Raw genomic sequence first — 18,042 nt, forward strand, 5'->3', positions numbered from 1 at the left:
CATTCCCCGGAAAAGCCATTCAGCTCGCTCCGCCCCCGTCCCATCATCCCCTCCAGGCGCTCTCGCGCAGATAACAACAATGACTGGAGACGATGATGAAACCCGAAGATTTCCGTGCCTCTGCCACCCGTCCGTTCACCGGCGAGGAGTACCTCGCCAGCCTGCGCGACGACCGTGAGATCTACATCTACGGCGACCGCGTCAAGGACGTCACCAGCCACCCCGCCTTCCGCAACGCGGCCGCCTCCATGGCCCGGCTCTACGACGCCCTGCACGATCCGCAGAGCAAGGAAAAGCTCTGCTGGGAGACCGATACCGGCAACGGCGGCTATACCCACAAGTTCTTCCGCTACGCGCGCAGCGCCGACGAACTGCGCCAGCAGCGCGACGCCATCGCCGAGTGGTCACGGCTGACCTACGGCTGGATGGGCCGCACCCCGGACTACAAGGCCGCCTTCGGCAGCGCCCTCGGCGCCAACCCGGGCTTCTACGGGCGTTTCGAGGACAACGCGAAAACCTGGTACAAGCGCATCCAGGAAGCCTGCCTGTACCTCAACCATGCCATCGTCAACCCGCCGATCGACCGCGACAAGCCGGTGGACCAGGTCAAGGACGTGTTCATCTCGGTGGACGAGGAAGTCGACGGCGGCATCGTCGTCAGCGGCGCCAAGGTGGTTGCCACGAATTCCGCGCTGACCCACTACAACTTCGTCGGCCAGGGTTCGGCGCAACTGCTCGGCGACAACACCGACTTCGCCCTGATGTTCATCGCGCCGATGAACACCCCCGGCATGAAGCTGATCTGCCGCCCCTCCTACGAACTGGTGGCGGGTATCGCCGGATCGCCGTTCGACTACCCGCTGTCCAGCCGTTTCGACGAGAACGACGCGATCCTGGTGATGGACAAGGTGTTCATCCCCTGGGAGAACGTACTGATCTACCGCGACTTCGAGCGCTGCAAGCAGTGGTTCCCCCAGGGTGGCTTCGGCCGGCTGTTCCCGATGCAGGGCTGCACCCGCCTGGCGGTCAAGCTCGACTTCATCACCGGCGCCCTCTACAAGGCCCTGCAATGCACCGGCTCCCTGGAGTTCCGCGGCGTGCAGGCGCAGGTCGGCGAAGTGGTCGCCTGGCGCAACCTGTTCTGGTCGCTGACCGACGCCATGTACGGCAACGCCAGCGAATGGCACAGCGGCGCCTTCCTACCCAGCGCCGAGGCCCTGCAGGCCTACCGCGTGCTGGCGCCGCAGGCCTACCCGGAGATCAAGAAGACCATCGAGCAGGTGGTCGCCAGCGGCCTGATCTACCTGCCCTCCGGCGTTCGCGACCTGCACAATCCGCAACTCGACAAGTACCTCTCCACCTATTGCCGCGGCTCCGGCGGCATGGGCCACCGGGAGCGGATCAAGATCCTCAAGCTGCTCTGGGACGCCATCGGCAGCGAGTTCGGCGGCCGCCACGAGCTGTACGAGATCAACTACGCCGGCAGCCAGGACGAGATCCGCATGCAGGCCCTGCGCCAGGCGATCGGCAGCGGGGCGATGAAGGGCATGCTCGGCATGGTCGAGCAGTGCATGGGCGACTACGACGAGAACGGCTGGACCGTGCCGCACCTGCACAACCCGGACGACATCAACGTGCTCGATCGCATCCGCCAATGACGCCCGCGTCGCCTCCGGAGGTTATCCCCATGTCCCAGCTCGAACCCAGGCAGCAAGCCTTCCGCAACGCCATGGCGCATCTTTCGGCGGCGGTCAACGTGATCACCAGCAACGGCCCGGCCGGACGCTGCGGGATCACCGCCACCGCGGTCTGCTCGGTCACCGACAGCCCGCCGACGCTGATGCTCTGCATCAACCGCAACAGCGAGATGAACACGGTGTTCAAGGCCAACGGTCGACTCTGCGTGAACGTCCTCAGCGGCGAACACGAAGAGGTGGCCCGCCACTTCGCCGGCATGACCGAGGTCCCGATGGAACGCCGCTTCGCCCTCCACGACTGGCGCGAGGGCCTCGCCGGGTTGCCGGTGCTGCACGGCGCCCTGGCCAACCTGCAGGGACGCATCGCCGAGGTCCAGGAGATCGGCACCCACTCGGTGCTGTTGCTGGAACTGGAGGACATCCAGGTCCTCGAACAGGGCGACGGCCTGGTCTACTTCAGCCGCAGCTTCCATCGCCTGCAGCGAGCCTGCCGAGCCGCCTGACCCCTCTCTCCGGAGCCGCCCCACAGGCGGCGTCCGGCCCTCCTCAGCCCTGCACCAGGGCGAAAAGCTGGCTGCGAAAATGGATGTCCAGGCGGGCAAAGGCGCGGTTGCGGTAGGTTTTCACCGTGCTTTCCTTGAGCCCCAGCTCGGCGGCGATACCGGCATGGCTCAACCCGCGCAGCAGGTGCAGGCAGACCGCCAGCTCCTGGGGTGTCAGGTCCGTCGCCCGGTGCAACAGCGCCAGCCGCCACTCGTCGGTCGCGCTGCGTCCCCGGCGCAAGGCCAGGTGCCCCCTCAGCAGTTGCAGCAGGGCCGGCACCCACTGCTCGAAGGCGGCGATCTCGCGCTCGCTGAAATAGCCGTCCTCGCGGTGCCGGTAGAGATTGAACAGCAGCGGCCGGCCTTCCTCGTCCCAATGCAGGCTCGACAGCCGCTCGCTCAGGCCATTGTCCCGATAGATCGCCTCGCGGTAAGCATCGAACTCGATGTCCTCGGCCAGCAGGTGGCCCAGCAGCGGCACCGGGCCGCGGCGCTGGCGCTGCATGCGCAGGAACAGCGGGTCATGGCTGTGGTAGTACCGCGAATAGGCCTGCCAGCAGCGCCACACTAGTTGCGCGTCGCGATGGCGAGTGCCGGCCAGGAGCAGTTCGGGGCGCGGTGCACCGATGCGCAGCACGTTGAAATGACGGGCGGCAACCCAATGGCCAAGGGTTTCCAGCAGAGCGGCGGGGAAGCCTTCGCCACCCAAGGCGCAGGCCAGCTCGACGAAGGGGCGCAGGTCCGCCGACGGCGACCCCGGCGGGGCATTCCAGAAGCTGATCATGGTTGCGGGCACGCATCGTTGTTCTTGTTGTAATGGGTGAGGAAGGGCAGGTCCTGTCCAGGCCTCGACCGACACGTTAGCAACCGCGACGGACGCCGGTAAACCCGCTGTCCACCTCTGGGGGGACAGGCCGGCACTGGAGGAGCGCTAGCCTCGCTGCATGTCTGCCGAAGGAACCCCCGACAATGAGCGCATCGCCTTCCTCCCGCCTGCACCTGCAGGTCACCGATTTCCGCGCTGTTGCGCGCGACGTGGTGCTGGTCGAGCTGGCCGCCGTGGACGGCACCGAACTGCCGGCCTTCACCCCCGGCGCGCATCTGGAGCTTCACCTGGGCAACGGCCTGATCCGCCACTACTCCCTGCTCAACGACTGCCGCGAACGCCAGCGCTACCAACTGGCGATAGGCCTTGGCGACGACAGCCGTGGCGGCGCCCGCTTCATCCACCGCCAACTGCGCACGGGCGACCGCCTGCACGCGGCGGCACCGCGCAACCACTTCATGCTGCGCGAAGACGCCGCGCGCTACTGTTTCGTCGCTGGCGGCATCGGCATCACCCCGATTCTCTCGATGGTTCGCTGGTGCCAGGCGCAGGGCAAGGACTGGCGCCTACTGTATGCGGTCCGCGAACGCCAGCGCGCAGCCTTCCTCGCCGAACTGATGACGCTCGGTGGCGAACGGACGCGGCTGCATTGCAGCGACGAAGGCGACCCACTCGACAGTACCGCGCTGATCGCCGGCCTAGGTGCCGACGAAGAACTCTATTGCTGCGGACCCGACGGGTTGATGCAGGCCATCCGCGACGCCGGGAGCGACTGCGCGGAACGCCTGCACTTCGAACGCTTCGACGCTCCAGTAACGCCGGCGTCCTCGTCCGGCGGCACCGACGCCTTCCGCCTGGAGTTGCGCCGCAGCGCCCTGAGCCTGCGCGTCGAAAGCCACCAGAGCATCCTCGAAGTCCTCGAGGAACAGGGCCTGGAGCCTCCCTACGCCTGCCGCGCCGGGATATGCAGGACCTGCGAGACACGCGTCTGCGCCGGCGAGCCGGAGCACTTCGACCATGTGCTTTCCGACACCGAGCGGGCCAGCGGGGAAACCTTGCTGATCTGCGTATCACGCTGCCGCGGCAACTACCTGGAACTCGATCTCTGACCCCGAAGAACAACCACGGAGACGCCTCATGAGCCTGCCCAACGCCAATCTCATCGCCAGTTCACGCAAGGCCGCCGCGCAGATGGCCACGCGCGACACGTCGTTCATCTTCAACGAGTGGTACGTCGCCGCCTTCGCCGAGGAGGTCGGCCGCGAACTGCTCGCGCGCACTCTGCTCGGCAAGCGCGTGGTGCTCTATCGCACCCTCGCCGGCCAGGCGGTAGCCCTGGAAGATCGCTGCGCGCATCGCTCCTTCCCGCTATCGCGCAGTCGCCTGGAGGGGGACGGGATCGTCTGCGGCTATCACGGTTTCCGCTACGACAGCCAGGGCGAGTTGATCGAGACACCGTCGCAGAAAGCCTGTCCGCGCGGCGTCGGCATCCGTCACTACCCGCTTCTGGAGCGCGGCCCGCTGGTCTGGATTTGGCTCGGCGACCCGCGACTGGCCGACCCGAAGCGACTGCCGCAGCGGCCCTGGCTGGAGGATCCGGGCTGGGCCTGCTCCAAGGGCTACTTCCTACACCCGGGCAACTACGTGAGCATGCACGAGAACCTGATGGACCTGACCCATCTCACCTACCTCCACGCCAATACCATCGGCACCCCGGATTACGCCGGGGCGCCCTATGAGCTGGACCTGAAGGAAGGCCACTACCGGCTGGTACGGCACGTGCTGCCGACCACCCTGTCGCCGGTCTGGGGCCGCACCACCGGCCTCGACGGCTGTCCCACGGCGGCGCGCATCACCACCTCGGAGTTTCTCTCGCCAGGCCTGCACCAGGTCAGCGCGACCTTCTACGACACAGCCCTGCCCGCCGAGCGGCGACCGGAATTCCACATCCGCACGGCGCACATCCTCACCCCGGAGACCCACGGCAGCATGCACTACTTCATCGTCCACGGACGCGATTTCGCCCAGGACGACGAGACCGTCGGCGCTTTCATGCACGAGCAACTGTTCGCCGCCTTCGTCGAGGACGTGGAAGGCCTCGGAGCGCTGGAAAAGGTACTCGCGGAGGCCGATGAGGATAGCTACGAGATCTCCGTTGCCAGCGACGCGCCGGCGGTGGCCACCCGCACCTACCTCAAGCGCCGCGCCGATGAGGAAGCGCGCCAGCGCGCGGCGCACCGGGTGGCCTGAGCGCCGCCCTCAGCGGCGGTGCGCCGGTGGGATCGAGTAGGTGCCGACCACATGGGCGACCGGTTCCGCGTCGCCTTCGGAGAACAGCGAGACCTCGCCCATCGCCAGGGTCTTGCCGACCTTCATCAGGCGGCACTCGGCGACCACCCGGCGGTCCGCCGCGGGACGCCGCAGGAAGTTGATGGTCAGGCTGGTGGTCACCGCCAGCGGGACGATGCCGATCTCGCCCAGTACCGCCACGTACAGCGCGACATCGGCGATGGCCATCAGGGTCGGCCCGGAGACCGTGCCGCCGGGGCGCAGGTCGCTGGCGTCGACCGCCTGCCAGACCGTGGCGCTACGCTCGCCGACGGCTTCGACCACGACCCGGGTCTGGGGAAATTCGCGCTGGATGAAACGGGCGATCTGCTCTTTCTTGTCGGTCACGGAACGGGTCCTTGGCAGTAGGAGGAGGAAAGGTACGGTAGTCGGGTCTAGCGGCCACGCGCCTCGCTCGGCGTCATCCCGTAGCGCGCCTTGAAGGCCCGGGCGAAATGCGCCTGGCTGGAGAAGCCGTGGCGATAGGCGACCTCGGCGACATCCAGGCGCCGGCCCTGGGGCGAAGCGAGCAACTGGCGGGCCCGCTCCAGGCGCCGCTCCTGCAGGTAGCGCCCGGGCGAGCTGCCTTCCTGGGCGAACAGCCGCGCCAGGTGCCGGCTGGAGACGCCAGTGGCGGCGGCCACCCGCTCGCAGCTCAGGGCGGGTTCGTCGAGGTGCTGCTGGATGTACTGCTTGGCCGCCAGCAGGTAGGACGCGCCCAGGGCGCTGGCACGGTGCTCGCCGGCATGGTCGCTGATGATGCTCGCCAGCAGGTCGTAGGCTTCCTCCTGGTAGCGCTCGGCATCCTCGCCATGGGGGCTGTCGAGGAAATCCCGGGTACGCTCGCCGAGGGTCCGCACCAGCAGGCGCTGCACCGGGCTTTCCGCGCCGATCTTCAGCGGTCCCTTGAAGTCGCGCAGGCAGCGCTCGGCGAAATCGTCCTGGGGAATGTCGAAGATGAACTGCCGCATCGGTCCGGAAAAACCGAACAGGTAGGGCTTGTCGGTCCGGTAGATAACCAGCTCGCCCGGTTGCAGGAGGTTGCAGCCGTTGTCCTGGTAGAAGAACGACTGGCTGCCCTGCACCAGAGAGACGAAGATCGACTCCTTGGGCACTGCGCGGATCATCGAGCGGTCGCGCTCCACCACGTGCTCGTTGCCGCCGATGCGGGCCAGCCGCAGGCGTTCGAGGCAGAGGTTGTCCTGGGTCGCGGCGAAGCCGGCCTGGGAATACGACGAACATTTCAGGCCAACCAGGATGGAAGCGTTGTAGTCCTCCCAGAACGCCAGCCGCTGCTCCAGGGGAATGTCCTGGGTGCTGGCCCGCCGGGTTTCGAGCAAGGCATGTGCGGGCATTTTTATTCTTCTCGTCGAACGCTGCGTGGACCTCCCGGACCTCAGGCAAGGCCTCCGGGGCCAGGCGCCGGGCCGCTCCGCCGACCTGTCGCGGTCGGTCGGCGAGGCGCCTGGCACCCCGTCATTAACATCTGAATCCTTTCCTCCGTCAATCGCCCTCCAGCCGGCTCCGACGCTGGGCAGGCCAGCTTGGCGGCGCGTCGCGGGTCGCGCCAGGCCATGTCCGAAAAGCGCAAGCTTCCTGGCCGCCAGGGTCAAACCCGGAGGCCCGCCCATGGCTAGAGTCGGCTCGACGATAACAACGACAGAGGCCGCCCCATGCCCGAACTCGCCACCCGTGAATTCTGGAAAGACCTGCAACCGATTCCCGACTGCTTCAAGCCGGACGCCAAGCCCGAGGTCTACCTGCGCAACGCGCCGACCGAGGACGAGCGCCTCTACGTGCCCTTCACCGAGACCGTGAAGTCGCGTCCGCTGTGGATCTCGCCAAGCGAAAACCGCTGGTGCGACATCCTGATGGCAACGAGCGCCGGCCTGGTCAACCGCCACTACCACCCGCACGAGGTGTTCGCCTACACCATCAGCGGCAAGTGGGGCTACCTGGAGCACGACTGGACCGCCACCGCCGGCGACTTCGTCTACGAGACGCCCGGCGAGGGCCACACCCTGGTGGCCTACGAGCACGAGCAGCCGATGCGTGCATTCTTCATCGTCAAGGGACCGCTGGTCTGGCTCGACGAGAAGGGCAACGCGGACGGCATCTTCGACGTCCACGACTACATCGCGATGTGCCGTGAGCACTACGACAAGATCGGCGTCGGCGCCGCCTACATCGACTCCCTGTTCCGCTGACCCCGGGCGCGCGCCGCCCTGGCGGACGCGCGCCTCCCCGCCGGCCGGCCCGCCCGGCCTGGAGACCGACATGGCGCATAACAACAATTCCGCCAGTTACGAAAACGTCCTGCTCTGCGTGCTGTTCCTGACCTTCGGCTTCGTCTTCTTCGACCGCCTGGCGCTGTCCTTCCTGTTTCCCTTCATGGAACAGGAGCTGCAACTGAGCAACAGCCACCTGGGCATGCTCTCCTCGGTGCTGGCCCTGGCCTGGGCGGTATCCGGCGCGCTGGTCGGCGCCTGGTCCGACCGCCGCGGGCAGCGCAAGCCGCTGCTGATCGTGGCGGTGATCCTGTTCTCGCTGTGCTCGGCGCTGTCCGGGCTGGTCGGCGGCTTCCTCAGCCTGCTGCTGTTCCGCGGCATCATGGGCCTGGCCGAGGGGCCGATCCTGCCGCTCTCGCAATCGCTGATGGTCGAGGCCTCCTCGCCGCATCGCCGCGGCCTCAACATGGGTCTGCTACAGGGCTCGGCGGCCGGCCTGCTCGGCGCGGTGATCGGCCCGCCGCTGCTGGTGGCCCTGGCCGAAGCCCTCGGCTGGCGTCACGCCTTCATCGTCTCGTTGCTGCCGGGTCTGCTGATCGCCTGGTTGATCTGGCGCCATGTGCGTCCCGACCCGCCCCGCGCGCAGCGCCCGGCGCCGCGCGCAGAAGAAGCGAAAGGCAAGCGCCTGGCACTGCTGAAGAGCCGCAACATCCTGCTCTGCACCCTGATCAGTTGCGTATTCGTCACCTGGTTCATCGTGCTGATTTCCTTTACCCCGACCTTCCTGGTCAACGCCCGCGGCTTCAGCCCGGCGACCATGGGCAGGCTGATGAGCTGCCTGGGCGTCGCCTGGGTGGTCTGGGGCTTCGCCGTACCGGCGATATCCGATCGCATCGGCCGTCGACCGACCCTGGTGGCGTTCTCCCTGCTCGCCGCGTGTTGCCCGCTGGCGCTGCTCTATGCGCCGAACGCGACCAGCCTCGGCCTGCTGTTGCTGCTGACCTACACCGGGCTCGGCTGCTTCACCCTGTTCATGGCGACCATCCCGGCGGAGACCGTCTCGCGCGGCGTCATCGCCACCGCCCTCGGCCTGATCATGGGCCTCGGCGAACTGGTCGGCGGTTTCCTCGCGCCGACCGTGGCCGGCTTCGCCGCCGACCGCTTCGGCCTGTCCATCGTCATGTGGATGTCCTGCGGCGGCGCCCTGCTCGCCGCGTTCCTCTCGCTGTTCCTGCGCGAAACCGCGCCCGCCGTGCTGGCGCGCCAGCGCAGCGCGCCTACCTCCGTCCTGCAAGGAAACCAACCATGAAAGCACTGCGCTGGCACGCCGCCCGCGACCTCCGCCTGAGCGAACTGGAACGCCAGGCGCCGCGGCCCGGCGAAGTCGAACTGGAAGTCGCCTACTGCGGCATCTGCGGCAGCGACCTGCACGAATACCAGAGCGGCCCGCACTCGATTCCCCAGGCCGAGGCGCACCCGCTGTCCGGTTGCCGCGCGCCGCTGACCCTCGGCCATGAGTTCTGCGGCGTGGTCGCCGCGCTCGGCCCTGGCGTGGAGGGACTGCGCATCGGCGACCGCGTCGCGGTGGAGCCGGAATACCGCTGCGGCGAATGCCGCTACTGCCGGGAAGGCCGCTACAACCTCTGCGAGTCGATGGGCTTCATCGGCCTGATGGGCGACGGCGGCTTCGCCGAGCGCGCGCGGGTGCCGGCCTACATGCTGCACCGCCTGCCGGACGCGGTGGGCTTCCGCCAGGCCGCCGTGCTCGAACCGGCCGCCGTGGCCCTGCACGCGCTGCGCCGCAGCAGCCTGGCGCCGGGCCAGCGCTGCGCGGTGTTCGGGCTCGGCCCGATCGGCCTGCTGCTGGTGATGCTCGCCCGCCTGCGCGGAATCGAGGACATCGTCGCGATCGACGTCAGTCCCGAGCGCCTCGCCCTGGCCGGGGAGTTCGGCGCCAGCCGGGCGCTCGACGCCCGCGACGGCGACACGGCGGCGCGCCTGCGCGAGGGCGGCGCGCTCGACTGCGCCTTCGAGGCCGCCGGCAGCCAGGCCAGCCTCGACGCCGCCCTGGCCAGCCTGCGCAAGGGTGGCGAGCTGGTGCTGGTGAGCCTGATGGGCGAGGTCCGGCTGGACGCCTTCGACCTGGTCAACCGCGAACTGCGCCTGCTCGGCAGCGTCGGCTACCGCGACGCCTACCCGGAGCTGATCGCCCTGCTCGCCGACGGCCGCCTCGACCTGGCCCGCGCAGTGACCCGCAGCGTGCCCCTGGAGCAGGCCGTCGAGCACGGTTTCGAGGCCCTGCTGCGCGACAAGTCGCAGGTCAAGGTGCTGGTCAATCCCAACCCGGCCCTGGCCGACGCCTGAAGGAACGATCGCCGATGGTTTTCCAACACGATATCTACGCCGGCCAGCAGGTGCTGGTCACTGGCGGCAGCTCCGGCATCGGCGCGGCCATCGCCATGCAGTTCGCCGAACTCGGCGCCGAAGTCGTCGCCCTCGGCCTGGACGCCGACGGCGTGCACGCACCGCGTCATCCGCGGATTCGCCGGGAAGAACTGGACATCACCGACAGCCAGCGCCTGCAACGGCTGTTCGAAGCGCTGCCGCGCCTGGATGTGCTGGTGAACAACGCCGGCATCAGCCGCGACCGCGAGGAATACGACCTGGCTACCTTCGAACGGGTGCTGCGCCTCAACCTGAGCGCCGCCATGCTCGCCAGCCAACTGGCCCGGCCGCTGCTGGCGCAGCGCGGCGGCAGCATCCTCAACATCGCCTCGATGTACAGCACCTTCGGTTCCGCCGACCGCCCGGCCTACAGCGCCAGCAAGGGCGCCATCGTCCAGCTCACCCGTTCCCTGGCCTGCGAGTATGCCGCCGAGCGCATCCGGGTCAACGCCATCGCCCCCGGCTGGATCGACACGCCGCTGGGCGCCGGGCTCAAGGCCGACGTCGAGGCCACCCGCCGGATCATGCAGCGCACGCCGCTGGCGCGCTGGGGCGAGGCGCCCGAGGTGGCCAGCGCCGCGGCCTTCCTCTGCGGTCCCGGCGCCAGCTTCGTCACCGGCGCCGTGCTGGCGGTGGACGGCGGCTATCTCTGCGCCTGAGCCGCCTTCGCTCCGGATGCACCTGTCCGCTTGGGGCGGACAGCGATTCGCACGACAGAACAACAACAAGACGAGTGCCTTGCCATGAAAACCCTCCGCACCTTGCCGGCGCTGCTCTGCGCCGGTTTCCTCGGTCTCTCCGCGCAGGCCGCCGAAGACAGCCGCAGCGGCCCGCTGGCCGGGTTCGGCGAACGACTCCAGCGCCACGGCGTGAAGACCCACGCGCAGTTCTGGAGCCTGTCGCTGAAGAACCTCGACACCGGCCCGCGCCAGCACAGCTTCGGCAACAGCGGCGACCTGTTCCTCGGCGCCGACCTCGACCTCGCCACCCTCGCCGGCCTGGACGGCGCCTCGCTGCACATCGAGGAAACCCTGTTCATCCTCGACCGCGGCACCGGTCAGCCCACCGGGCCGAGCTGGCAGGGCGCGGTGGGCAGCTACTTCGGCGGCGCGCCGCTGCACAACGACATCGGCGCCAACCAGCTGAGCCTGCTCACCTGGCAGCAGCAGTGGCTGGGCGGACGCCTCGACAGCCATCTCGGACGGACCAATGCGCGGCGCTATTTCCTGATCTACAACTGCGAGACCGTGGTCACCTGCAACGACCCGATCATCGACGCCTCCACCGGCATCCTGCCGCCGCCCTACGGCGCCTGGGGCGGCTACCTGAAGTACCGGGCGACCCCGACCCTGTACCTGCACGCCGGGGCCTTCGAGTCCAACCCGGTGGATTACCTGAAGAAGCGCCATGGCCTCGATTTCGGCACCGACGACGCCAGCGGCACCAGCCTGCTGCTGGGGATCGGCGACAAGCGCGAGGAAAGCCTCGATCCCTACCGCTCGCACTATGAACTCAACGCCTACCTGAACACCGCCAACCAGGTCGACCCGCTCACCGGCGCCAGCGACCACGGCAGCGCCGGCGGCTTCTTCAAGTTCCAGCAGCTGTTCTGGCGCGCCGACGGCGGCCGCCTCGATTCGCCGAGGGCGCTGGGGCTGTTCGGCTCGCTGTCGGTCTCGGCCGACGACAAGCAGCCGTTCCGTCATTTCGCCGAGCTGGGCCTGACCTACCATGCGCCCTTCGACCGCACGCGGGACAAGCTCAACCTCAAGGCCAGCTACCTGCGCCTGAACGATCACCAGCTGGAGTTCCAGCGCCAGGCGCGGATCGCCGCTGGCGGCGATGCGAAACTCGGCCAGCGCGACGTGTACGCCCTGGAAACCAATGCGCACATCGCACTGACCCCGCACATCGCGCTGGAGCCGTCGGTGCAGTACATCTTCAACCCGGACAACTACTACAACCCCGGCGCTCGCGAACTGAGCGGAGACGGTTTCGTCGTCGGCCTGCAACTGATGGTCGACATGGGCTCGCTGCTGGGGCTTTAGCGCGCCGCCTGGCAGCCTCGGTCAACCCCGCCGGCAGGCTGGGACAAGCGGCCGGGCGCGCTTCCCCGTCCAATGGAGTAGCGTCGCGCCCATGGGCGCGGGGCGAAAAAGAACGCCGGGCGAGGCCCGGCAGCACACCCAGAAAGGTGCCGACATGACTTCCACTGCCCGCCGTTCGTTCGACTACATCGTGGTCGGCGCCGGCTCCGCCGGTTGCGTCCTGGCCAACCGTCTTTCCGCCGATCCCGCCGTCTCGGTCTGCCTGGTCGAGGCCGGCCCCAGCGACCGCACGCCGCTCCCCGCCGCCTACATCCGCACGCCGGCCGGGATCATCCGCCTGATCGCCAACCCGAAGTGGAACTGGATGCATCGCTTCGCCGCCCAGCCCGGCACCGCCAACCAGCCGATCGCCTGCCCGCGCGGCAAGGTCTGGGGCGGCTCCAGCGCGATCAACGGGATGATCTACATCCGCGGCGACCGCCACGACTACGACCGCTGGGCATCCCTCGGCAACCGTGGCTGGAGCTACGACGAGCTGCTGCCCTACTTTCGCCGCTCGGAACATTTCGAGCCGGGCGAATCGCCCTGGCACGGGCGCGGCGGCGAATTGAACGTCGCCGCGCAGCGCAGCCCGGGCCCGATCAACCAGGTGTTCTTCCAGGCCGCCGAGGAAATGGGCTGGCCGTACAACGCCGACTTCAACGGTGAGCGCCAGGAAGGCATCGGCCCGTTCCACGTCACCCAGGTCAACGGCGAACGCTGTAGCGCGGCGCGCGCCTTCCTGCACCCGGCCCTGGCGCGGCCCAACCTCACCGTGCTCAGCTCGGCGCTGACCCTGCGCGTGCTGCTGGAAGGTACCCGCGCCACCGGCGTGGAGATCAGCCAGGCTGGCGAGGTCGTGCAATTGCAGGCACGCCGCGAAGTGATCCTCAGCGCCGGCTCGATCAACTCGCCGCAGCTCCTGTTGCTCTCCGGCATCGGCCCGGCGGCGGAACTGGCGCGCCACGGCATCGTCCAGCGCCATGAGTTGCCTGGGGTCGGCGAGAACCTGCAGGACCACCAGGACATCGTGCTGATGTACCGCACCGAGGCCAAGCTCGGCTACGGCCTGGGCTTCTCGCCGAAGGGCTGGCTGCCGCTGCTGCGCTCGCCCTGGCAGTACCTGTTCGGCCGGCGCGGGGCGCTGACCTCGAACACCGTCGAGTCCGGTGGCTTCCTCCGCCTCGACCCGCAGGCAGAGACCCCGGAGCTGGGTCTGATCGTCGCCCCCGCGCTGAAGAACCAGCCGCAGCGCCTCGTCCCCTTCGGCCACGGGGTCAGCCTGCACATCGCGGTGATGCACCCGCAGAGCCGCGGGCGGGTCCGCCTGAACTCGCCGGACCCGCACGACCGGCCGCTGATCGAAGCCAACTTCCTCAGCCACCCTGCCGACCTCGATACCCTGGTCCGGGGTTTCCAACTGGTCCGCAAACTGGCCGCCAGCCGCAGCTTCGCCCGTCACCTCAAGGGCGAGCTGGTACCGGGCCCGCAGGTTTCCAGCCGCGGCCAGATCGAGGCCTGGATCCGCGCCAACCTGGGCACCGTGTTCCATCCGGTGGGCACCTGCAAGATGGGCCACGACCAGCTCGCGGTGGTCGACGACCAGTTGCGCGTGCACGGCCTGCAAGGCCTGCGGGTGGCCGATGCGTCGATCATGCCGACGCTGATCACCGGCAATACCAACGCCCCGGCGATCATGATCGGCGAGAAGGCCGCCGACCTGATCCTCGGCAAGCCGGCGCCCCATGCACCGCCCGCGCGACAACCGGCCGTGCAGGCTCTGGCCGGCGCCTGACTAGCCGCCCTGGCTGCAGGCGCTGGCGTACTTGCGGTAGGCCAGCGAATGCAGCTTGCCGGCGGAGTCTAGGTAGTCCATCCGTGCATCGACGATCTCGCAGGTGGTCGACGCCTGTTCCTGGGTCGCCACCACCTTGTGCACATCCAGCGGCATGCCGTAGCGGTAGCTTTCGGTCGGTACCGGTGCGGCGGCCTGGGCGGCGAACGCGGGAAGCGCAAGCGCGGCGAGCAGGGTGGTGGCGAGCAGGGTGCGAGTCATGGGGGATCTCCTGGCGGCAGGACCGCGTCGGTGGAAGGCGACATGCCTTCGTCGAGGCCTATTCCAGGCCGCGGAGTTGTCCCGGATGTGTCGCTGGAATGCCCGATTCGTCAGCCGCTGTATCGCCGCTGCCGGCCGATACATGGCCGTACATTCGCCGCCCCGCTCCCGCCGGACGAATCGCGCCCGGCGCCATCCGTCGTCTCCCCCGTTCGCGACAGCGACAACCGGGCTTTTTTGCACGCCCCGGTATTCGCCCCGGCTCCGGATACAGTGCAATACAAACCCCGGCAGGCAAGCGCCGCGGGCGCGGATACACTGCTTGCAAGCACACCAACCGCCACGGGAGCCAGGCAATGGAGCATGTCGATCACATCCTGATCGTCGACGATGACCGCGAGATTCGCGAGCTGGTAGGCAACTACCTGAAGAAGAACGGCCTGCGCACCACCATCGTCGCCGATGGCCGGCAGATGCGCGCGTTCCTCGAAGCCAACACGGTGGACCTGATCGTCCTCGACATCATGATGCCCGGCGACGACGGCCTGCTGCTCTGCCGCGAGCTGCGCGTCGGCAAGCACAAGGCCACGCCGGTGCTGATGCTCACCGCGCGCAACGACGAGACCGACCGCATCATCGGCCTGGAGATGGGCGCCGACGACTACCTGACCAAGCCCTTCTCCGCCCGCGAACTGCTTGCCCGGATCAACGCCGTGCTGCGGCGTACGCGGATGCTGCCGCCGAACCTCACCGTGAGCGAGAGCAGCCGGCTGATCGGCTTCGGCCAGTGGCAACTGGACACCAGCGCCCGCCACCTGCTCGACGACGCCGGCACCGTGGTCGCCCTCAGCGGCGCCGAGTACCGCCTGCTGCGGGTGTTCCTCGATCATCCGCAACGGGTACTCAGCCGCGACCAGTTGCTCAACCTGACCCAGGGCCGCGAGGCGGACATCTTCGACCGTTCCATCGACCTGCTGGTCAGCCGCCTGCGCCAACGCCTCGGCGACGACGCCCGCGAACCGGAGTACATCAAGACCGTGCGCAGCGAGGGCTATGTGTTCTCGCTGCCGGTGCGACTGGTCGAGGCCCATCCATGAAGCTCGCCGTGCCGCGCCCGCGCAGCCTCGCCGCGCGCCTGGCGCTGATCCTCTTCGCCGGGCTGGTGCTGGCCTACGGGCTGTCCTTCGCCTCGCAGTTCTACGAGCGCTACCAGACCGCGAAGCACATGATGCTCGACAGCCTCGAACAGGACGTGGCGATCTCGGTAGCCATGCTCGACCGCCTGACGCCCGCCGAGCGCGAGGCCTGGCTGCCGCGCCTGGAACGACGCACCTACCGCTATCGCCTCGACGCCGGCGAGCCCGGCCAGCCGCTGGCGCTGGCCGACGCGCCGGTTGCCGCGCACTCCATCGAACGCGCCCTCGACGGTCAATACCCGCTGACCCTGCGCACGGTGGCCGACAGCCGTCCGCACTTCCAGGTCCTCCTGCGCCTGCGCGACGGCAGCCCGCTGACCATCGACGTCACGCCGGCCCCGGTGCCGCTGTCCGGCTGGCTGCCGCTGGTACTGCTGGTGCAGTTGCTCCTGCTGCTGCTCTGCACCGGCCTCGCGGTGCGCACCGCCATCGGCCCGCTGACCCGGCTGGTGAAGGCCGTGGAACATCTCGATCCGAATCGTCCGGCACAGCCTCTCGCGGAAACCGGCCCACGCGAAGTGGCGCATGCGGCGGCGGCCTTCAATGCCATGCAGGCGCGCATCGCCGACTACCTCAAGGAGCGCATGCAGTTGCTCGCGGCGATTTCCCACGACCTGCAGACGCCGATCACGCGGATGAAGCTGCGCGTCGAGTTCATGGACGCCTCCAGCGACAGGGACAAGCTGTGGAACGATCTCGAAGAGATGCAGCACCTGGTCCGCGAAGGCGTGGCCTATGCCCGCAGCATGCACGGCAGCACCGAAACCAGTTGCCGGGTGGACCTCGACGCCTTCCTCGACAGCCTGGTCTTCGACTACCAGGACAGCGGCAAGCAGGTACAACTCGACGGCCGTACCGGCGCGGTGATCGACACCCGTCCGCACGCCCTGCGCCGAGTGCTGGTGAACCTGGTCGACAATGCGCTGAAGTTCGCCGGCGCCGCGCGCCTGGAAGTGGAACGCCGTACCGATGGCGGCACGCGAATCCAGGTGCTGGACAATGGCCCGGGGATTCCCGCCGAGGAACTCGACGAGGTGCTCAAGCCCTTCTACCGGGTGGAAAACTCGCGCAATCGCGACACCGGCGGCACCGGCCTCGGCCTGGCCATCGCGCAGCAGCTGAGCCTGGCCCTCGGCGGCCGCCTGACCCTGGCCAACCGCGCCGGCGGCGGGCTTTGCGCGCGCATCGAGCTGGACCCCTGAGGCGCCTGTACAGAGCGATACATAACCGCCCTCGGCGGACACACTGCGGATAAACCCGCTTGCAACACTCCTGGCCACGGGAAGCGGCGGCACATCGCCGAGCCGCTCCCGGCAACCAGGAGCCCCACCATGACCGTCCCAACCTCTCAATCCGCCTGGCACGGCTGGCGACTGTTCGCCGTCCTCGCCGTCGCCGTGCTGTGCATGACCGCCCTCGTCCTGGCTCTCCAGGCGCAACCGGTGGAGGGCCTGCGCAGCGCCATCCGCGCCACCGCGCGCAGTTCCTTCGCGCTGTTCCTCGCCGCTTTCCTCGCGTCCTCGCTGGCGACCCTGGTGCCCGGCCCGGGGACCCGCGCGCTGCTCCGTGAAAGGCGCTACCTGGGCCTGGCCTTCGCCTTCTCCCACGCAGTACACGCCTTGCTGATCCTGGCCTACTGGAAGCTGTTCCCCGAGACATTCTGGAGCGGCCGCTCGGTCGCGGCGAACATCCCCGGCTCGATCGGCTACCTGTTCATCCTGCTGCTCACCCTCACCTCCTTCCGCACCCCGGCCCGACTGCTCGGCCCACGCGCCTGGAAAGCCCTGCACTCGACCGGCACCTGGGTGCTGGCGGGCATCTTCTGCCTGTCGTTCTTCAAACGCATCCCCATGGGCGGCTGGTACGTACTGGCGTTCGCCACGATCTTCTCCGCCATCGTCCTCAAGCTCACCGCCAAGCTCGCCGTGCGCTTGCGTCGTCGCGACGTACAGCCGGCCTGACCCATCCACCGCCCTCAACGAGACATCGATCATGCAAGCATCCGACCTGCGCGCCTGGCGCCGCCCCTTCGCCCTGCTCGACCGCTGCGGCGGCTGGAGCGCCGACCTGTCCCTGCGACTGTTCCTGGCCTGGGAGTTCTTCGAGTCCGGTTGGGAAAAGTGGAACGGCGAGAACTGGTTCGGCGATATCCAGTCGGCTTTCCCCTTTCCCTTCGACCGCCTGCCCGCCGCCTTCAACTGGGAACTGTCGCTGTGGGCCGAACTGCTCGGCGCGCTGTTCCTCCTGCTCGGCCTCGGTACCCGCCTGACCGCCCTGGTGCTGATCGTCGTCACCCTGGTGGCGACCGCCGCCGTACACTGGCCGGCGGAGTGGTCGAGCCTGGCGGAACTGGCCCGCGGCTACTCGATCACCGACCACGGCTTCGGCAATTTCAAGCTCCCGGCGATCTACCTGGCGGCGCTGCTGCCGCTGCTGTTGGCGGGAGCGGGGAAGCTGAGCCTGGACCACTGGCTCGGACGGCGCCTGGGCCTGTCCCGCTAGGATTCGGCCAGCCACGGAAAAACCCCGGAACGCGATCGCCTCCGGGGTTTTTCACAGCAAGCCAGAACCATCCCACCCACCGCGTAGGGCGAATAGCGCCAACGGCGCTATTCGCCGATACACCGGACCCACCCC

The 18,042-nt window shown here is 68.4% G+C and carries 18 protein-coding genes; 14 read left to right on the top strand and 4 right to left on the bottom strand.

The window, feature by feature from the left end:
• Positions 1-95: 95 nt before the first annotated feature.
• The gene (gene hpaB / locus HMPREF1224_RS23110; protein WP_010793433.1) at positions 96-1,658 is read left to right on the top strand and encodes a 4-hydroxyphenylacetate 3-monooxygenase, oxygenase component; all 1,563 of its coding nucleotides are present in this window, start codon (positions 96-98) and stop codon (positions 1,656-1,658) included.
• A 29-nt stretch (positions 1,659-1,687) separates the two neighbouring features.
• Positions 1,688-2,200, top strand: coding sequence for a 4-hydroxyphenylacetate 3-monooxygenase, reductase component (gene hpaC / locus HMPREF1224_RS23115; protein WP_003093392.1), 513 nt, complete (start codon positions 1,688-1,690; stop codon positions 2,198-2,200).
• A 43-nt stretch (positions 2,201-2,243) separates the two neighbouring features.
• Here the strand turns inward: hpaC and HMPREF1224_RS23120 are convergent, their stop codons facing one another.
• Positions 2,244-3,035 carry a helix-turn-helix transcriptional regulator gene (locus tag HMPREF1224_RS23120; protein ID WP_223218622.1) on the bottom strand — a complete coding sequence of 264 codons (792 nt, stop codon included), beginning with the start codon at positions 3,033-3,035 and terminating at the stop codon, positions 2,244-2,246.
• Between the two features lie 173 nt (positions 3,036-3,208).
• Here HMPREF1224_RS23120 and HMPREF1224_RS23125 point away from each other — a divergent pair, with 173 nt between their 5' ends.
• Positions 3,209-4,174: a PDR/VanB family oxidoreductase gene (locus HMPREF1224_RS23125; protein WP_010793434.1), complete on the top strand. Its 966-nt coding sequence runs from the start codon at positions 3,209-3,211 to the stop codon at positions 4,172-4,174.
• A gap of 28 nt (positions 4,175-4,202) precedes the next feature.
• Entirely contained in the window at positions 4,203-5,315 is a 1,113-nt protein-coding gene (locus HMPREF1224_RS23130) for a Rieske 2Fe-2S domain-containing protein (RefSeq protein WP_003119104.1), read from the top strand.
• 9 nt (positions 5,316-5,324) lie between these two features.
• Here the strand turns inward: HMPREF1224_RS23130 and HMPREF1224_RS23135 are convergent, their stop codons facing one another.
• Positions 5,325-5,741, bottom strand: a complete 417-nt coding sequence (locus HMPREF1224_RS23135) for a PaaI family thioesterase (protein ID WP_003104529.1) — start codon at positions 5,739-5,741, stop codon at positions 5,325-5,327.
• 47 nt (positions 5,742-5,788) lie between these two features.
• Positions 5,789-6,748, bottom strand: coding sequence for a helix-turn-helix domain-containing protein (locus tag HMPREF1224_RS23140; RefSeq protein ID WP_003093398.1), 960 nt, complete (start codon positions 6,746-6,748; stop codon positions 5,789-5,791).
• Between the two features lie 318 nt (positions 6,749-7,066).
• On the opposite strand from HMPREF1224_RS23140, the gene HMPREF1224_RS23145 reads away from it, so the two are divergent.
• The 6 genes from HMPREF1224_RS23145 to HMPREF1224_RS23170 all read left to right on the top strand — a co-directional run bounded on the left by HMPREF1224_RS23145 (position 7,067) and on the right by HMPREF1224_RS23170 (position 13,948).
• Positions 7,067-7,600 (top strand): 2,4'-dihydroxyacetophenone dioxygenase family protein, encoded by a 534-nt coding sequence (locus HMPREF1224_RS23145; RefSeq protein ID WP_003113028.1) that lies wholly within the window; start codon positions 7,067-7,069, stop codon positions 7,598-7,600.
• A gap of 70 nt (positions 7,601-7,670) precedes the next feature.
• On the top strand, positions 7,671-8,930 hold the full coding sequence (locus tag HMPREF1224_RS23150) for an MFS transporter (protein ID WP_003113027.1): 1,260 nt from the start codon (positions 7,671-7,673) through the stop codon (positions 8,928-8,930).
• Positions 8,927-9,985, top strand: a complete 1,059-nt coding sequence (locus HMPREF1224_RS23155; protein ID WP_003118211.1) for a 2,3-butanediol dehydrogenase — start codon at positions 8,927-8,929, stop codon at positions 9,983-9,985. The genes HMPREF1224_RS23150 and HMPREF1224_RS23155 overlap by 4 nt, the downstream gene beginning before the upstream one ends.
• A gap of 14 nt (positions 9,986-9,999) precedes the next feature.
• Positions 10,000-10,725 carry an SDR family NAD(P)-dependent oxidoreductase gene (locus tag HMPREF1224_RS23160; RefSeq protein WP_003093405.1) on the top strand — a complete coding sequence of 242 codons (726 nt, stop codon included), beginning with the start codon at positions 10,000-10,002 and terminating at the stop codon, positions 10,723-10,725.
• An 84-nt stretch (positions 10,726-10,809) separates the two neighbouring features.
• Positions 10,810-12,114 (top strand): carbohydrate porin, encoded by a 1,305-nt coding sequence (locus HMPREF1224_RS23165; RefSeq protein ID WP_003093407.1) that lies wholly within the window; start codon positions 10,810-10,812, stop codon positions 12,112-12,114.
• A gap of 154 nt (positions 12,115-12,268) precedes the next feature.
• Complete coding sequence (locus HMPREF1224_RS23170) at positions 12,269-13,948, top strand: GMC family oxidoreductase (protein WP_031628421.1); 1,680 nt, start codon at positions 12,269-12,271, stop codon at positions 13,946-13,948.
• Here the strand turns inward: HMPREF1224_RS23170 and HMPREF1224_RS23175 are convergent, their stop codons facing one another.
• On the bottom strand, positions 13,949-14,209 hold the full coding sequence (locus HMPREF1224_RS23175) for a DUF2790 domain-containing protein (RefSeq protein ID WP_003113024.1): 261 nt from the start codon (positions 14,207-14,209) through the stop codon (positions 13,949-13,951).
• Between the two features lie 356 nt (positions 14,210-14,565).
• Between HMPREF1224_RS23175 and bfmR the strand changes: the two genes are divergently transcribed.
• From bfmR to HMPREF1224_RS23195, 4 genes are all read left to right on the top strand, one after another.
• Positions 14,566-15,306, top strand: coding sequence for a two-component system response regulator BfmR (gene bfmR / locus HMPREF1224_RS23180; protein ID WP_003113023.1), 741 nt, complete (start codon positions 14,566-14,568; stop codon positions 15,304-15,306).
• Complete coding sequence (locus tag HMPREF1224_RS23185; RefSeq protein ID WP_003113022.1) at positions 15,303-16,607, top strand: sensor histidine kinase; 1,305 nt, start codon at positions 15,303-15,305, stop codon at positions 16,605-16,607. The genes bfmR and HMPREF1224_RS23185 overlap by 4 nt, the downstream gene beginning before the upstream one ends.
• Before the next feature lie 129 nt (positions 16,608-16,736).
• On the top strand, positions 16,737-17,366 hold the full coding sequence (locus HMPREF1224_RS23190; RefSeq protein WP_003113021.1) for a ferric reductase-like transmembrane domain-containing protein: 630 nt from the start codon (positions 16,737-16,739) through the stop codon (positions 17,364-17,366).
• A gap of 31 nt (positions 17,367-17,397) precedes the next feature.
• A complete protein-coding gene (locus HMPREF1224_RS23195) occupies positions 17,398-17,907 on the top strand; it encodes an HvfX family Cu-binding RiPP maturation protein (protein WP_003113020.1) in 510 nt (169 codons plus the stop codon).
• Positions 17,908-18,042 lie beyond the last annotated feature (135 nt).

The organism is Pseudomonas sp. P179 (assembly GCF_000478485.2).
In the GTDB taxonomy this organism is placed as follows: Bacteria; Pseudomonadota; Gammaproteobacteria; order Pseudomonadales; family Pseudomonadaceae; genus Pseudomonas; species Pseudomonas aeruginosa.